The organism is Myxococcus sp. CA056, assembly GCF_013336715.1.
GTDB lineage: Bacteria > Myxococcota > Myxococcia > Myxococcales > Myxococcaceae > Myxococcus > Myxococcus llanfairpwllgwyngyllgogerychwyrndrobwllllantysiliogogogochensis.
In genome coordinates, this window is sequence record NZ_JABUMT010000004.1 from 236,414 (window position 1) to 251,610 (window position 15,197).

The window sequence follows — 15,197 nt, forward strand, 5'->3', positions numbered from 1 at the left end:
GTGGTTTCCCGAGGGGTCCGACGGATTCACCGCCCCTTCCATGGCGGATGCGTGTCAATGACGGGGCCTCACGGCAGGAGCACGAAAGGGTGTGTGGCTTCACTGGGAGGCGATCTGCGTGAAAACCGCACGTCCGCCCGCGTCGTGGCTTGAGCACGTGAGGCCAAGGCCGGTGGGGGCCGGGCGCGGAGATCGGAACCGTGAGGGCACGGTGCCTGCGCGCCAACGGCGGCCCGAGGTGTCCCGGTGGTGCACCGTGCCTTGTCGCCGGCCAGGCGAGCGCGTCGCACCAGGTAGGGCCGCTGGGAGCGGAAGTCTTCTGTCCCGCTGCTCGCGCCGAGCTGGAGTGCGCGGGTGACACTCGCTCCGCGTGCGTCATGCCGCGACTCGCGTGAGGAAGGTGGGTGTGAGTGAGCGCGTGAGTCGTTCACCACCCGTACGAGTGCGTGAGACATGGATGATGAAGGGGCACGACATCGTCACCGCGCGGAGGAAGTGTCCGCTACACTGCACGGCCAATGCTGTGGGTCACCTCACCGGTGGGCTTGCGCGGGACACGTGCCATGGACGGCTCTGGTTCCATCCCTTCCTTCGCCGTGCGCCGTGGCGAGGACGCGCTGGCTCGCGTGCGGGACTCGATGGCGCACAAGTTTCCCCACTTCCTCCCCGTGGCGCGTCGGTCGCTGTCCGCGCTGGTGGGCTTCTGTGATGGCTGGCAGCGGACGTTTCCGGCGCGCCAGGCCTCGGGCGTGGTGCCGGAGCTGACGAGCTGGGAGCGCTTCCTCTCCACGGAGCCTCGCACGCGGCGCATCATGTTGACGGTGCAGCCCCTGGGGGTGGACACCTCGACGGGCACCTGGGCCCCGGTGCTGCTCGCCCAGGTGGCGCGCTGGCATCGGGACACGCGAGGGCGCCGCTACAACCAGCCCACGGATGTGTGGCTCGCGGGGCTGGGGCGTGAGGGGCTGGACGCCCGGCAGCGTGTCTCCGACGACAGCGTGCTCACGGTGGCCGTCACCAGCGAGGGCGGAGGCTTTCGGATGGCCCGGCTGCCGTTGGATGACGCGCAGCTGACTCCGGAGGCGGTGGCCGGGCGGCTTGCGGACTGCGCGCCGTGTACGCTCGCCGAGGCGCGTCGGGCCGGGTGGCATCCCCAGGTGGTGGTGGACGTCGCGGGCCGGGGGCGCAGCGCGTGGACGTCGCATCTGCTGACGACGAGCACCTGGCTGGGCGCCCGGGTGGAGCCTGGAACCGGCTCGCTGGAGCTGGCGTTCGACCATCTGGTGATGGATGGCAGCGCGATGATGGAGGTGTCGCGGGCCATCGCCTCGGCGCTGCCCCGGAAGGGACGCGCGGCCGCTGATGAATGGCTCACGGGGGCCGAGGACCCCTCGCCGCTCTTGCGCGTGGAACTCCCGGAGCGGCTGGACTTCCGCAACCTCGCCTGTGCCTCGCTGGTGGCGCTGGGGCGCTCCAGCGGGGGACTGCTGCGCTCCGACAACCCCACCATGCTGGTGCCGGTGTTGCCGGATGCGCCGTCGTCCGTGGCGCGGCCCTGGCGGCGCATCCGCATCGCGGTGATTCCCACCAGGACGAGCCAGGGGCCGGTGACGCCCGAGCAGGTGTCCTTGCTGCTGGAGCGCACGCGCGGGGAGGGCGGGGTGTTGGAGGATATCTTCTCCACCTTGTATTCGCCGGCGCTGCCCTGGTGGATGCCGTCGCTGACCACGCATGGCTTCGCCTTCACGCCGGGACTGCGACAGGTGGCCACCGCGCTGTGTGGCAACGCCCTCTTGTCGAAAATCACCATCGAGGTGGAGGACGAGGCCGCCCTGGAGCGGCACCTCCCCATCTACTTCAACACCATGCGGCCGCTGCCCGCCGTGGGGGGCGGTGTGGCCCTCTGCGTGACGGAAGTGTTGTGCGCGACGCGCAAGGGCGTGCGCAAGCGCTTCTTCGGCGCTATCGCTGGCAGCGGCCCCTTCACCGCCCGAGAGCGGCTCACTGCTTTTCGGACGGAGCTCGAGCGCGAGGTGCTGCTTCGTGCCCGTCCCCCGATATCCCCTTCCCCCTGACCCGCCGTCCCCTCCGGCGCAGAGAGTCCCCCCACTCATGGTCAATCCCCCCGACCCTGGCCGCATCGTCCCGCGACTGAATCTGAAGTTTCACTTCGACGCCACGTTCCCCCGCATGTGGCATCACAACGGTCTGGGTTCCACGCAGCTGTGGAACGGGCTCAACATGCTCTTCCCCGAGGGAGAGCGGTTCATCGTGCGCAGCGTCAATCACTACCTTCATGCGCTGGATGACGCGCCGGAGCTGCGCGCGCAGGTGAAGGCGTTCTTCGCCCAGGAGGGCAAGCACGCGCGGGAGCACCAGGACTACATCGAGCTGCTGGAGTCCCAGGGCTACGTCATCTCCGGCTTCATGCGGGCGTATCACCGCATCGTCTGGAGCTTCATCTTCAAGTACTTCCCGCCGGTCCTGCGGCTGTCCATCGCCGCCGCGCTGGAGCACTACACGGCCATCATGGGCGAGAACACGCTGACGCTTGGCGTGTTCGCGGATGGCCACCCGGCCATGCGCGCGCTCATCGAGTGGCACGCCGCCGAGGAGATTGAACACAAGTCCGTGGCCTTCGACGTGCTGCGCAAGGTGGCGCCCGGCTATGCGCTGCGGGTGACGGGGATGTTCGCGGCCGTCATCGCGCTGTTTGGCCTGTGGTTCGCGGCCACCGTGACGCTGCTGCGGCAGGAGCCCGGGCTGGGGTGGACAGGAGTGTGGCGCGAGCTGCGGCGCGCCCACGAGAAGGACCCGGTCCTGGTGCGGGTGGTGTGGCGCGGCCTCAAGGAATACCTGCGGCCCTCCTTCCATCCGTTGGACAACGACAACCTGCACATCGCCCGGGCCCACCTGGCGACGCTTGAAGAGCCCTCCCGCGCGGAGGCCGCCTGAGCCGTTCCGCCGAGCCCACCACGAGGACTTCCGGAAGCACGAGGCGTCCTCGCGGGCGGAGGCTGCTCACGATGTTGACCTCGCCGCGCCTGGCCGTCGCCGCCCTCCTGTCCGTGGCCGTTCCGTCGGGCGCGGAGGCCTTCTGGGTAAAGGACCACCACGCGTTGACCGAGGCCGCCATTGAACGGGCCCTGGCGGCGGGGGGCCCCCGCTCCCTGGCCGCGCACCGGGACGCGGTGCTGCACGGCGCCACCGCCGAGGACCTCAACCTCCACGTGAAGTGGACGGGCTGGCACCACTTCTACCGGCCGGAGGGCGCGCTGGACTCCTCCTTGCGCGCGGGCTCCGACGCGCGCGTGCGGATGCTCTGGGAAGAGGCCCTGGATGCCGCGCGAGGGGGAGATTGGGCGCGGGCGTGGGACAGGGCCGGGCACCTGTCGCATCACATCCAGGACGTGGCCTCGCCGCCGCATGTGGTGCCGGTGAATCATGGCTTCGCGGATGGCTTCGAGGGCTGGGGGCTGCGCGACGTGCTGACGCGGCTGCCTTCCCGCGAAGTCGAGCCGCTGCCGGGGCCCGAGGCGCAGCACGCGCTCGCGAGCGAGACGCTGGAGGCGGTGCGCACCCAGTTCCTGCGCGCGGAGGACGGCGTCGAGCTTCCCTGGAGCACGTTCTGGGTGGAGCCGGATGCCCGGCGTCCGGGCTCCTTCGGTGTCTACGGGAGCGTGGGCAATGCCTTCGGTCAGGCCGAGCCTCGCTGGAAGGATGGCGCGCACCGCGTGGCGCCCGCGACGTACGACGCCTTCATGGCGGACCGGGCCGCCGCGGCGGTGGCGTATACCCAGGCATTCCTGACGTGGGCGGGTGCTCGCTTCGAGGAGGTCGCCGCACCGGACGCACCTGCCTTCACGGCGCGAGGCTTCATCCCGTCGCCGGAGCTGTCGCTGCAGGCGCTGGGCGGCATGACTCAAGATTCGCGAGGCGGCACACCCGTCGCGGGACTGCGCGCGGGGCTGCCGTTGCCGCATGCGCTGCGGCTGTCCGTGGAGTGGACGCGGGGCCTGGGGCTGGGGAGCCGTCCGCCGCCAGCGGGTGGGTGGAGTCTGTCGGTGTTGTCTCCGCCGCTGTGGGCCTGGCGACCGGCCTATTCCGTGGGCGTGGACGTGCGGGCTTCTCTGGGCGTGGGGTTGTTCTCCCAGGAAGGGGGGACTCGCTTCGGCGTGCCGGTGGGACTGCGCGCGAGTGCGCTGCTCGGCGGGCCGTTCCTCGCGAGCACGGAGCTGCGCTACCAGGGGCTGCGTCCGCTCTCCAGCGAGTGGACCCATGGGTTCGCGTGGACACTCGGCTTCGGTGTCGCACTGGGTGACCGCTGACGCGTGAGATGTCTCGGGAATGAAACGCGAATCGCCGCGTTGTCGCGCGCGTCCCCCCGAGTGCATCACGGCCCCTTGGAGCCGTTGTCATGAAGACTTCGCGAAGGAAGTTCCTGCAGTACTCCGCCGCGGGCGCGTCGCTGCTCGCGCTCGGACCCGAGGCGATGGCCGCGTCGAAGAAGGGCGCGAAGAAGCGCATCCTCATCCTGGGCGGCACGGGGTTTCTGGGCCCCGCCGTGGTGGAGGCCGCGAAAGCGCGGGGCCATTCGCTGACGCTCTTCAACCGCGGCAAGACGCGCCCCGAGCTCTTCCCCGACGTGGAGAAGCTGCGCGGCGACAGAGACCCGGACAAGGACGAGGGACTCAAGGCGCTGAAGGGGCGCAAGTGGGACGCGGTGGTGGACACGTCCGGTTACTACCCGCGCATGGTCCGCGCCTCGGCCGGGCTGCTGGCGCCGAACGTGAAACAGTATGTCTTCATCTCCAGCGTGTCCGCCTACGCCAGCGACAAGACGCCGCGCGAGGACGAGAGCGGTCCCACGGCGACGCTGGCGGACCCCACTGTCGAAAGCATGGGCAAGGACTACGAGTTCTACGGAGGACTCAAGCGCGCCTGCGAGGAGGCCGCCGAGGCCGCGTTCCCGGGACGCGTGGCCAACATCCGTCCCGGTTACATCGTCGGGCCGGATGACCGCTCGGACCGCTTCACGTACTGGCCGGTGCGTTTCGACAAGGGCGGGGAGATGCTCGCGCCCGGGACGCCGAAGGACCCGCTGCAAATCATCGACGTGCGAGACCTGGCCGAGTGGCTGGTGTTGCTCATCGAAGGCCAGGTCAATGGCGTCTTCAACGCGGTGGGCCCCGCGGAGCCGTGGTCCATGGGCGCGATGCTGGACACGTGCCGGCAGGTGACGGGGCGGGACACGAAGGTGACGTGGGTGCCCGCGGAGTTCCTGGAGAAGCAAGGCGAGACGGGCGATGTCCGCCTCCCCATCTACATGCCGCCCGCCGGCACCAGCCTGGGCACGCACCTTCGCAGCAACGCGAAGGCGGTGAAGGCGGGGCTGAAGTTCCGTCCGGTGGACGTCACCGTCCGCGACACGCTGGCGTACTTCAAGGGGCTGCCCGAGGAGCGCCGGAACAAGCCGCGCGCGGGGCTGCCCGCGGAGCGCGAGGCGGAACTGCTGGCGCTGTGGCGCAAGGCCCGGGCTCCAGAAGAAAAGCCGGCCGCGACTCCGGCCCCCGCGGCTTCTGGCAAGGGCGGGTAGCGCCCTTCGTCGAGTGTCCGCACGGGCACTGACTCCCGCACGCTGGACGCACCCCGGGCCGTCGCTCCCGGGGGCGCTAGCGCTTCGTGCGGCCCCTGCTTCATGGTTGCCGAGTTTCCCTACCTGTCACGAGCGCCGCGCAAGCTCCGACGTGTGAGGGGCTCCCACCGTGGCCCCTGTCCGCCTGGACAGCGAGCGGGCCGGGGCGAACTCTGTCCTCGCCCGCGCGACGCACGGTGATAAGGACGGCCCGGCTGTTACCCAGGGCCACACCCAATCCCCATGTCCAGCATGCACTCCCTGCGCGGCGCTCCCGTCCTCTCTGAATTCCGGCTCGCCAAGCTGCTCGCGCAGTGCCGCGAGCAGGTGCCCTCCGTGTCGTCCGTCTACGCGGAGCACGTGCACTTCCTCGACGCCCCGAAGGCCCTCTCCGAGGACGAGCAGGCGATGCTCGGCCGCCTCCTGGAGTACGGCCCGAAGGTGCCCTCGGGCGAGCGTGCGGGCAGCCTGTTGTTGGTGGTGCCCCGCCCGGGGACCATCTCTCCCTGGTCCTCGAAGGCGACGGACATCGTCCAGAACTGCGGGCTGGGCTCCAAGATTCGACGCCTGGAGCGCGGCCTCGCCTACTTCGTGGCCGGCCCCGAAGGCCGCGCGCTGGAGCCCGCGCAGGTGGAGCGCCTGAAGCCGGTGCTGCATGACCGGATGACGCAGGCGGTGCTGGAGCGCCTGGAGGACGCGGCGGTCCTCTTCTCCGAGCACGAGCCCCGGCCCCTGACCACGGTGGACATCCTGGGCGGAGGCCGCGCGGCGCTGGTGACGGCGAACCGCCAGCTGGGCCTGGCGCTAGCGGAGGACGAAATCGACTACCTGGTGGCGCGCTTCCAGGAGCTGAAGCGCAACCCCACCGACGTCGAGCTGATGATGTTCGCGCAGGCCAACAGCGAGCACTGCCGACACAAAATCTTCAACGCGAGCTGGACGCTGGACGGCAAGCCGCAGGAGCGCTCGCTCTTCCAGGCCATCAAGAACACCTACGCCCAGCACAAGGAGGGCGTGCTCTCCGCCTACAAGGACAACGCGGCCGTCATCGCGGGGTTCGAGGTGGACCGCTTCTTCCCGGACGCGGACACCGGCGAGTGGGGGACGGTGCGCGAGCCGGCCCACATCATGGTGAAGGTGGAGACGCACAATCACCCGACGGCGATTTCGCCGTACCCGGGCGCGGCCACGGGCGCGGGCGGAGAGATTCGCGACGAGGGCGCCACCGGACGCGGCGCGAAGCCCAAGGCGGGTCTGACGGGCTTCACCGTCAGCCACCTGCGCATCCCCGGCTACGAGCAGCCCTGGGAGCAGCCCTACGGCAAGCCCGACCGCATCGTCTCCGCGCTGGACATCATGATTGACGGTCCGCTGGGCGGGGCCGCCTTCAACAACGAGTTCGGCCGCCCCAACCTGTGCGGCTACTTCCGCAGCTACGAGGCGCAGGTCGCCACGCCCGAGGGCGTGGAGGTGCGCGGCTACCACAAGCCCATCATGATCGCCGGCGGGTTCGGCAACATCCGCGCGCCGCACGTGCAGAAGGGCAAGCTGCAGCCGGGCGACAAGCTCATCGTCCTGGGCGGCCCCTCCATGCTCATTGGCCTGGGCGGGGGCGCGGCGTCCTCCATGGCGCAGGGCGCGAGCGCGGCGGACCTCGACTTCGCCTCCGTGCAGCGCGACAACGCGGAGATGGAGCGACGCTGCCAGCAGGTCATCGACCAGTGCTGCGCGCTCGGCGAAAAGAACCCCATCCGCTCCATCCACGACGTGGGCGCGGGCGGCTTGTCCAACGCGCTGCCGGAGCTGGCGCACGACAACGAGTTGGGCGGCCGGCTGGAATTGCGCGCGGTGCCCAACGCGGAGCCGGGCATGTCCCCGGTGGAAATCTGGTGCAACGAGGCGCAGGAGCGCTACGTGCTGGGCGTGGCGCCCGAGGACCTGGCGCGCTTCACCGCCTTCTGCGAGCGCGAGCGCGCGCCCTTCTCCGTGCTGGGCGAGGCGACGGAGGCCCAGGTGCTCAAGCTGTCCGACTCGCGGCTGGGCACGCCGCCCATCGACCTGCCGATGGACGTGCTGTTCGGCAAGGCCCCGCGCATGCACCGCGACGCGACGTCGCGGCCCCTGGCGCACGCTCCGCTGGCGTTGCCGGGTGACCTCAAGGCGCTGGCCGAGCGCGTGCTGAGCCACCCCACGGTGGCGGACAAGTCCTTCCTCATCACCATTGGTGACCGCTCGGTGTCGGGCCTGGTGGCCAGGGACCAGATGGTGGGCCCGTGGCAGGTGGCGGTGGCCGACTGCGCGGTGACGCTGTCCACGGTGACGAGCACCACGGGCGAGGCCATGTCCATGGGCGAGCGCACGCCGCTGGCGGTGGTGGACGCGGCGGCCTCCGCGCGGATGGCGGTGGGCGAGGCGCTCACCAACATCGCCGCGGCGCGCATCGACAAGCTCTCCGACGTGAAGCTGTCCGCCAACTGGATGGCGGCGGCGGGCAGCCCCGGCGAGGACGCGCAGTTGTACGCCGCCGTGCACGCGGTGGGCATGGAGCTGTGCCCGGCGCTGGGCCTCACCATCCCCGTGGGCAAGGACTCCATGTCCATGCGCACCGTCTGGGAGGAGGCTGGCGCGCGCAAGGTCGTGACGTCGCCGGTGTCGCTCATCATCTCCGCCTTCGCGCCGGTGCTGGACGTGCGTCAGTCGCTCACGCCGCAGCTGGTGGAGCCAGGCGAGGACACGCGGCTGCTCTTCATCGACCTGGCCAAGGGGCGGCAGCGGCTGGGCGGCTCCATCGCCGCGCAGACGCACGCGCAGGTGGGCCCCGAGGTGCCCGACGTGGAGGACGCCGCGCTCTTGAGCGGCTTCTTCGCGGCGGTGCAGGCGCTCAACGCGGAGGGCCGGTTCCTGGCCTACCACGACCGCTCCGACGGCGGCCTGTGGGCCACGCTGTGCGAGATGGCCTTCGCGGGCCACTGCGGCGTGGACGTGGACGTGGCGGCGCTGGGCGCCGACGCGACGGCGGCCCTCTTCAACGAGGAGCTGGGCGCGGTGGTGCAGGTGCGCTCGGCCGACGTGGCCCGGGTGCGCGAGGTGCTGGGGCAGCACGGCCTCGCGGCGTCCTGCCATGAGCTGGGCCGGCCGACGTCCGCGCTGGAGGTCCGCGTGCGCCACGGCGCCCGGGTGCTGCTGTCCGAGGGCACCATGGACCTGCGCCGCGTGTGGTCTCGCGTCAGCCACGAGCTGCAGACGCGCCGCGACAACCCCGTGTGCGCGGAGCAGGAGTACGCGGCCAAGTGCGACGCGACGGACCCGGGCCTCACGCCGAAGCTGACGTTCGACGTGGGGTTGGATGTCGCCGCGCCGTTCGTGGCGAAGGGCGCCCGTCCCCGCGTGGCGGTGCTGCGTGAGCAGGGCGTCAACAGCCAGCAGGAGATGGCGGCGGCGTTCACCCGCGCGGGCTTCCTGGCGGTGGACGTGCACATGAGCGACATCCTCGCCGGGCGCGTGTCGCTGAAGGACTTCCACGGCGTGCTGGCCTGCGGCGGCTTCTCCTACGGAGACGTGCTGGGCGCGGGCGGTGGCTGGGCGAAGTCCATCCTCTTCAACCCGCGCGCGCGCGACGAGTTCGCGGGCTTCTTCGCGCGCTCCGACAGCTTCGGCCTGGGCATCTGCAACGGCTGCCAGATGATGTCCGGCTTGAAGGACATCATCCCGGGCGCCGAGCACTTCCCTCGCTTCGTGCGCAACGCCTCCGAGCAGTACGAGGCGCGCCTGGGGACGGTGGAAATCGCTCGCACGCCGTCACTCTTCTACCAGGGCATGGAGGGCAGCCGGATGCTCATCGCCGTGGCGCACGGCGAGGGGCGCGCGGAGTTCTCCGACGCCGCCGAGGCCGCGCGCATCAACGGGCTGGGCTACATCACCACGCGCTGGGTGGACAACCGGGGCCAGGTGGCGGCGACGTATCCCGCCAACCCCAACGGCTCGCCCCATGGCATCGCGGGCGTCACGACGCGGGATGGGCGCTTCACCGTGACGATGCCGCATCCCGAGCGCGTCCACCGCACGTTGCAGCACTCGTGGCGGCCCCGGGAGTGGACGGGCGACGACGGCCCGTGGATGCGGATGTTCCGCAACGCTCGCGCCTGGCTGGGCTGAGGCGAGCGGACAGCGCCCCGACCTCGAAGATGCTGTCGAGGCCGGGGCGACACGCGCCGCCTACGCGCGGACCAGCTCCAGCGGCTGGCCTTCTTCCACGTGCTTCATCGCCACGGAGTTCATGCAGTAGCGCTGCCCGGTGGGCGGCGGTCCATCCGGGAAGACGTGTCCCAGGTGGCCGTCACAGCGGGCGCAGCGCACCTCGGTGCGAACCATGCCGTGCGAGCGGTCGCTGATCTCCGTCACCGAGTCCGCGCCACTCAACGGCTGGGTGAACGAGGGCCACCCCGTGCCGGACTCGAACTTGGTCCCCGCCTTGAAGAGGGGATTGCCACAGCCGGCGCACACGTAGGTGCCCGGCGTCTTGGTCCCCAGGAAACACCCCGAGCCCGGGCGCTCCGTGCCATGCCTGCGCAGGACGTCGTACTCCTCGGGAGTCAGGCGCTCGCGCCACTGCGCATCGCTGAGGGTGAGCTTGTCGACCATGCCGTCACGCTCCTTTTCCCGGGTCCACGCCCGGGGTTTCTCTTGGATGCCCATCCTGCCCAATCGTCGCGCCCGCTGGCCAACCTGGAATGAGGCCCCCTGTCCGCCCGTCCGCCCTTCCTCCAGGCCCAGGGGCAGGGCGGGCACGACGCCTCCACTGACGCCACGTTAGGGCGTAGCCCATCGTTCACACCCCCATCAGCGGAGGCGCCATGCGGATTTTCGAGCTGATGACGAAGAATGTGGAGACCATCGAGGCCGACGAGTCGCTGCGCGTCGCGGCCCTGCGGATGCGCACGTGCAACATCGGCTCGCTCCCTGTCACCGACGGCGGGCAGTTGGTGGGCATGTTGACGGACCGGGACATCACCGTCCGTTCGACGGCCCTGGGACAGGACCCCAACGAGACGCGGGTGCGCGAGGTCATGACGACCGCGCTCATCACCTGCGAACCGGACGCCACGCTGAGCACCGCCGAGCAGCTCATGGAGGACAAGATGGTGCGGCGGCTCGTCGTCGTGGATGAGGCCCGCCGGCCCCTGGGCATCCTCAGCCTGGATGACCTGGCCACCGTGCCCGCGGAGTTGATGCGCGCGGGCGCGGTGCTGGAGCACCTGCGTCACGCGTAGGAACCCCGAGGGGCGGAAAGCCGGGAGCTCCGGCCCCGCCCCTCGGTTCTTCATCAGGCCTCCGCCGCCGGCCCACACTCGGCCGCGAGCTCCGCCAGCCCCGCGTCCCAGGACACGTCCCGCTGCGAGCCGTCCCGCTTTCGCAGCCTGACGCCGTTCGCCTGCACTTCGCGCCCGCCCACCACCACGAGCCACGGGACGCCCGCCTGGTGCGAGTCCAACACCTTGCGCGACAGCGACTCGCCGCGCGCGTCCACTCGTGCGCGGCAGCCCGCGCGTCGCAGGCTGGCGGCGAAGCGCTCCGCGTAGTCCACCGCCGCCTCACCCACGGGCGCCACCACCACCTGCTCCGGAGCGAGCCACGCGGGCAGCGCGCCCCCGTGGTGCTCCAGCAACACGCCGATGAAGCGCTCCAGGCTGCCCAGCAGCGCGCGGTGAAGCATCACCGGACGGACCTTCGCGCCCGAGGACTCCTGGTAGCGCAGGTCGAAGCGCTCGGGCAGCACGAGGTCGAGTTGAATCGTCCCGCACTGCCACTCGCGTCCCAGCCTGTCCTTCAGCACGAACTCCAGCTTGGGCCCGTAGAAGGCGCCCTGACCCGGCTGGAGCTTGCAGTCCAGTCCGGCCTGCTTCGCGGCGGCGGCCAGCCACTCCTCGGCCTGGTCCCATACCTCGTCGCTTCCTACGCGGGACGCGGGCCGGCCGGAGAAGGCGACCTGTACCTCGTCGAAGCCGAAGCTCGCGTAGAACTCCTTCAGGGAGCGCGCGAAGGCCACGACTTCATCCACCACCTGCTCCGGGGCACAGAAGATGTGCCCGTCGTCCTGCGTGAACTGGCGCAGCCGGAACAGGCCATGCAACGCGCCTCCCGGCTCGCTGCGGTGCACCAGCCCGAACTCGCACAGCCGCAGGGGCAAATCCCTGTAGCTGGGCGCCATGCGCTGCACGAGCTCGATGTGGCCCGGGCAGCTCACCGGCTTCAAGGCGAGGTGGCGGTCCCCGTCCTGGAGCAGGAACATGTTCTCGCGGAAGTTCTCCCAGTGGCCGCTGCGCTCCCACAGGGGCTGCGCGTAGACTTGCGGCGTACGGACCTCGAGGTAGCCCTCGCGTTTCATTCGCTGGCGGACGCGCTCCTCCAGCAGTTGGTATAGCTTCCAGCCGCGCGGGTGCCAGAAGACCATTCCCGGTGCCTCTTCCTGCAGGTGGAAGAGGTCCAGGCGATGGCCCAGGGAGCGGTGGTCTTGTTCGTCGAGCATTGCTTCGTCTCCGGATACGGAAGGGTTGAATGCCTTGCCGGACGGAGCACTGAGCGAGTGCACGGCTGCCCCGGCCGAAAAGGCGGGGCGGAAAGCCGTGCGGTCGTCAGCTCACTTCGCGACGCGCACCGCTCCACACCCGCCGTAGCGAGTCGTGGTGCGGGTGGTCGTGGTGACGATGACGAAGCTCACGAAGAGTAAAATGCAGGCGGGCCCGGGAATTGTCAACCGGACCCGCCGGACAACCCCTTGCAAGGGTGTACGCGGCTCAGCAGCTCAGCTTGCCGTTGTAGCAGGCGCAGTACGACTCGACGTCCCCCCGACAGCAGGGTTCGTGCTGCGAGCAGCGCCGGCCCGAGAGCGAGAAGCAGGGCCGGTACGTGCCAGGACAGATGGTGGGGGGGCAGTAGTGGACGACGCCATCACACGTCACGCTCTGGTTGTTCACGTAGCTGCACGTCGTTCCCGTGCAAGAGACCGACGTCCCGCCGTAGCAGGTGGCCGTGCAGGTGACGAGCTCCTGGGAAACGTCCTGGACCTCTTCCGACACGGCTTCACCGTTCGGTGTCGCGAGGTCCGCGCCGCCACAACCCATCAACGAGACACCAAGGACCGCTGCCATCATCACGATTGCGCGCTTCATGGGAATCCTTCCGGGGAGGACTTGCGTCAGACGCCCAGGGTGAGCGTCTTGTGCTTGTTTTCCCATGAATGCCGGGATGGGTGTCGAGCCTCCCCTCGCGCGGAAGTGTCCAGGCGTGGACGCCCTAGAGGCAGTGGAAGCGCTTCATGGTGGGGTCGCAGGCGCACCACAACAGGAAGTCGCCATCGCAGCAGTCCACCCGCCTGATGCAGCGTTTCCCCTCGTAGGTGGAGCACTGGGGCAGGTCACCCGGACAGGTGACGAGCTCCTGGGAGGACTCCTGCGTGGGCTCCTGGGAGAGCGGCTCGCCGCCCTCTTCCGCCAGAGACCCGCCGCATCCCAGCCACGAGACACTGAACAGCGCCACGCACAGCACGAAGACACGCTTCATGGGCTTCCCTCGGTTCGCTTCGGATGGAGCGCCGGGAATCGGTCGCTCCCCGAGAGGGACTGTGGCATGTGCACTGTGAGTGCGTCAGGAATTGGCCCGCACCGGCAACTGTCAAGTCATGCCAGCAGCGAGGCCAGTCCAATCATGCCGGCGATGAGGAAGAAGAGGGACTCGCCAGCGATGAGACCGCCGCCCACCAGGGACATGGTGCTCATGTCCTCGGGGAGCGCTTCGCCCTGGCCAGGGCTGCCCGCTGCGACGGGGCCGCGCTTCTTCGTCACCGTGTTCCACACGGACGCGATGATGCCGCCCGCGCCGAACCACAGTGCCGCCGGGAAGGACACGAAGGCGCCGAAGGACGACGCGTAGGGGCTGGCCAGCACCAACGAGTCCATGGTCCAGCCCACCGCGAAGCCCGCGCGCGAGCTCTTGATGTAGCTCTGATAGCCCTGGTGACCCTGGAGCAGCTTGCGCAGCACCTGGATGCCGAAGCCGAGCCCCAGGCCGAAGAACATCGCCTGAATCTTGGCGTCCGACAGCGAGCCCAGGTCCCGGATGGCGCCCACCAGCTTGTAGGTCATGGCGGAGCCCCACTGGCCCACCGGGGCATTGGGGTTGTCGAGCTGGTTGATGGTCAGCGCGGGGTAGGCCGTCATGAAGACCTTCGCCAGACCCACGCACAAGAGCGCGCCCATGATGACGCCCATCACCTGGTAGCGGAACTGGATGACGCGGTTGGTGCCCAGGCGCCAGCCGGTGGAGCGGTCCTGCTGCATGTCGCAGCCCACGGACGTGGAGATGAGCAGGATGGTCGCCGCCATCAACCCCACCAGCGGGTTCTTCAGGCCCATCAACGACATCAACATGATGGAGATGACGAACGCGCTGGAGATGGGGTTCTGGTCGGTGATGCCGTAGGAGATGCCGTTGATGAGCACGAACAGGAGCGCCAGGGCCAGGCCGAAGGCGAGCCAGCCCAGGGGCTGCCCCAGCACGAGGGTTCCCACCAGCAGCGTCGCCGCGCCCCAGCCCACCACCCAGGCCAGCAGTCGGGGCATGTTGACCTTCTTCCACGCCGGCTCATCGCCCTCCGCGACAGTGGCCCGGGCGCGCACGCGCGCGACGGCCTGGACCGCGAGCAGCGAGAGGTCCACCGCCGCCGCGCCGCAAATCATCGCCAGACCGATGAGGAAGCCCACCTTGCGGAACGGGTCTGTCGCGCCCAGCCAGCCCAGCTCGCGCAGATAGGGCAGTTGCCACGCGCCAATGACGGCCATCAGCACCGCGGGCACGGTGATGCGACTGCCGACAATCATGCCCGCGCCCAGCGTGGCGGCGCTCGTTCCGATGGCGGCGACGACGGCGATTTTCTCCGTCATCCACGCGGCGATGGCCCCCATCAGCGTGCCACCGCCCAGCTTGGAGATGGACGCCTTGAGCAGCCGCTTGTCCGTCAGCGCGCGCAGGATGTTGGCCACCGCGAAGCCCGACGGATAGTCGAGCTGGAGCCGGTCCACGAGCAGCGGCGTGTAGAGCATGCCCACGCCCACCGCGAACATGCCCACGCAGCCCACGAAGAGCATCAGGTGCCAGGCGGGGGGCATCTCCATGCCCAGCCACACCATGGCCTGGATGAGCACGGACATGGCGCACAGCGAGGCCACCGACGCGGCCATCGTCTGCATGTAGTTGGCGCCGTGCTTGCCCTCCGAGCCGTAGCCGTACGTGACGGCGCTGCCGAGGATGCCCGCCAGCACCTGCCCGCCGACGAAGAAGCCCACGCTGAAGTTCATGTACGACGCGGCGATGCCACCCAGGGGCCCGAGGATGAAGAGGGCCACGGCGCTCAACAGCAGGTGGTATTTCCAGGACCCCACCGGCGGCAGCCAGCCCAGGCGCGGCTGGACCTGCTCGGGGGCGTCGGACAGCGAGGACGGGGAGGGCTCCGGGGAGGGGAGCGGGGGGGCGGAGTGTGCCATGTGCCGCGAAGGGTACCGGCGTT

General features: G+C 69.9%; 11 protein-coding genes. 6 read left to right on the forward strand and 5 right to left on the reverse strand.

Features of this window, described 5'->3' with window-relative positions:
* Nucleotides 1-563 precede the first annotated feature (563 nt).
* The 5 genes from HUA76_RS19365 to purL all read left to right on the forward strand — a co-directional run bounded on the left by HUA76_RS19365 (nucleotide 564) and on the right by purL (nucleotide 9,790).
* Complete coding sequence (locus HUA76_RS19365) at nucleotides 564-2,075, forward strand: hypothetical protein (RefSeq protein ID WP_254614344.1); 1,512 nt, start codon at nucleotides 564-566, stop codon at nucleotides 2,073-2,075.
* Between the two features lie 37 nt (nucleotides 2,076-2,112).
* The gene (locus tag HUA76_RS19370; RefSeq protein WP_174461734.1) at nucleotides 2,113-2,955 is read left to right on the forward strand and encodes a metal-dependent hydrolase; all 843 of its coding nucleotides are present in this window, start codon (nucleotides 2,113-2,115) and stop codon (nucleotides 2,953-2,955) included.
* Nucleotides 2,956-3,026: 71 nt separating this feature from the next.
* Nucleotides 3,027-4,328: a hypothetical protein gene (locus HUA76_RS19375; RefSeq protein WP_174457281.1), complete on the forward strand. Its 1,302-nt coding sequence runs from the start codon at nucleotides 3,027-3,029 to the stop codon at nucleotides 4,326-4,328.
* Between the two features lie 89 nt (nucleotides 4,329-4,417).
* Nucleotides 4,418-5,596 (forward strand): NAD-dependent epimerase/dehydratase family protein, encoded by a 1,179-nt coding sequence (locus HUA76_RS19380; RefSeq protein WP_174457280.1) that lies wholly within the window; start codon nucleotides 4,418-4,420, stop codon nucleotides 5,594-5,596.
* Nucleotides 5,597-5,878: 282 nt separating this feature from the next.
* Nucleotides 5,879-9,790, forward strand: coding sequence for a phosphoribosylformylglycinamidine synthase (purL, locus tag HUA76_RS19385; RefSeq protein ID WP_174461735.1), 3,912 nt, complete (start codon nucleotides 5,879-5,881; stop codon nucleotides 9,788-9,790).
* A gap of 60 nt (nucleotides 9,791-9,850) precedes the next feature.
* Here the strand turns inward: purL and msrB are convergent, their stop codons facing one another.
* Nucleotides 9,851-10,276, reverse strand: a complete 426-nt coding sequence (msrB, locus tag HUA76_RS19390) for a peptide-methionine (R)-S-oxide reductase MsrB (protein ID WP_141648294.1) — start codon at nucleotides 10,274-10,276, stop codon at nucleotides 9,851-9,853.
* 212 nt (nucleotides 10,277-10,488) lie between these two features.
* Here msrB and HUA76_RS19395 point away from each other — a divergent pair, with 212 nt between their 5' ends.
* Nucleotides 10,489-10,905, forward strand: a complete 417-nt coding sequence (locus HUA76_RS19395; protein WP_141648295.1) for a CBS domain-containing protein — start codon at nucleotides 10,489-10,491, stop codon at nucleotides 10,903-10,905.
* 53 nt (nucleotides 10,906-10,958) lie between these two features.
* On the opposite strand, the gene thrS is transcribed toward HUA76_RS19395, so the two are convergent.
* The 4 genes from thrS to HUA76_RS19415 form a co-directional block, all read right to left on the reverse strand.
* Entirely contained in the window at nucleotides 10,959-12,161 is a 1,203-nt protein-coding gene (gene thrS / locus HUA76_RS19400) for a threonine--tRNA ligase (protein WP_174461736.1), read from the reverse strand.
* Nucleotides 12,162-12,429: 268 nt separating this feature from the next.
* Entirely contained in the window at nucleotides 12,430-12,804 is a 375-nt protein-coding gene (locus HUA76_RS19405) for a hypothetical protein (RefSeq protein ID WP_174461737.1), read from the reverse strand.
* A 124-nt stretch (nucleotides 12,805-12,928) separates the two neighbouring features.
* On the reverse strand, nucleotides 12,929-13,195 hold the full coding sequence (locus tag HUA76_RS19410; RefSeq protein WP_174461738.1) for a hypothetical protein: 267 nt from the start codon (nucleotides 13,193-13,195) through the stop codon (nucleotides 12,929-12,931).
* Nucleotides 13,196-13,311: 116 nt separating this feature from the next.
* The gene (locus HUA76_RS19415; protein ID WP_174461739.1) at nucleotides 13,312-15,174 is read right to left on the reverse strand and encodes an OPT/YSL family transporter; all 1,863 of its coding nucleotides are present in this window, start codon (nucleotides 15,172-15,174) and stop codon (nucleotides 13,312-13,314) included.
* Between the last annotated feature and the right edge of the window lie 23 nt (nucleotides 15,175-15,197).

Bases quoted from the DNA above. Each gene is read 5' to 3' on its own strand.
- HUA76_RS19365 (WP_254614344.1), top strand. From the start codon at position 564: ATGGACGGCTCTGGTTCCATCCCTTCCTTCGCCGTGCGCCGTGGCGAG.
- HUA76_RS19370 (WP_174461734.1), top strand. From the start codon at position 2,113: ATGGTCAATCCCCCCGACCCTGGCCGCATCGTCCCGCGACTGAATCTG.
- HUA76_RS19375 (WP_174457281.1), top strand. From the start codon at position 3,027: ATGTTGACCTCGCCGCGCCTGGCCGTCGCCGCCCTCCTGTCCGTGGCC.
- HUA76_RS19380 (WP_174457280.1), top strand. From the start codon at position 4,418: ATGAAGACTTCGCGAAGGAAGTTCCTGCAGTACTCCGCCGCGGGCGCG.
- purL (WP_174461735.1), top strand. From the start codon at position 5,879: ATGTCCAGCATGCACTCCCTGCGCGGCGCTCCCGTCCTCTCTGAATTC.
- msrB (WP_141648294.1), bottom strand. From the start codon at position 10,276: ATGGTCGACAAGCTCACCCTCAGCGATGCGCAGTGGCGCGAGCGCCTG.
- HUA76_RS19395 (WP_141648295.1), top strand. From the start codon at position 10,489: ATGCGGATTTTCGAGCTGATGACGAAGAATGTGGAGACCATCGAGGCC.
- thrS (WP_174461736.1), bottom strand. From the start codon at position 12,161: ATGCTCGACGAACAAGACCACCGCTCCCTGGGCCATCGCCTGGACCTC.
- HUA76_RS19405 (WP_174461737.1), bottom strand. From the start codon at position 12,804: ATGAAGCGCGCAATCGTGATGATGGCAGCGGTCCTTGGTGTCTCGTTG.
- HUA76_RS19410 (WP_174461738.1), bottom strand. From the start codon at position 13,195: ATGAAGCGTGTCTTCGTGCTGTGCGTGGCGCTGTTCAGTGTCTCGTGG.
- HUA76_RS19415 (WP_174461739.1), bottom strand. From the start codon at position 15,174: ATGGCACACTCCGCCCCCCCGCTCCCCTCCCCGGAGCCCTCCCCGTCC.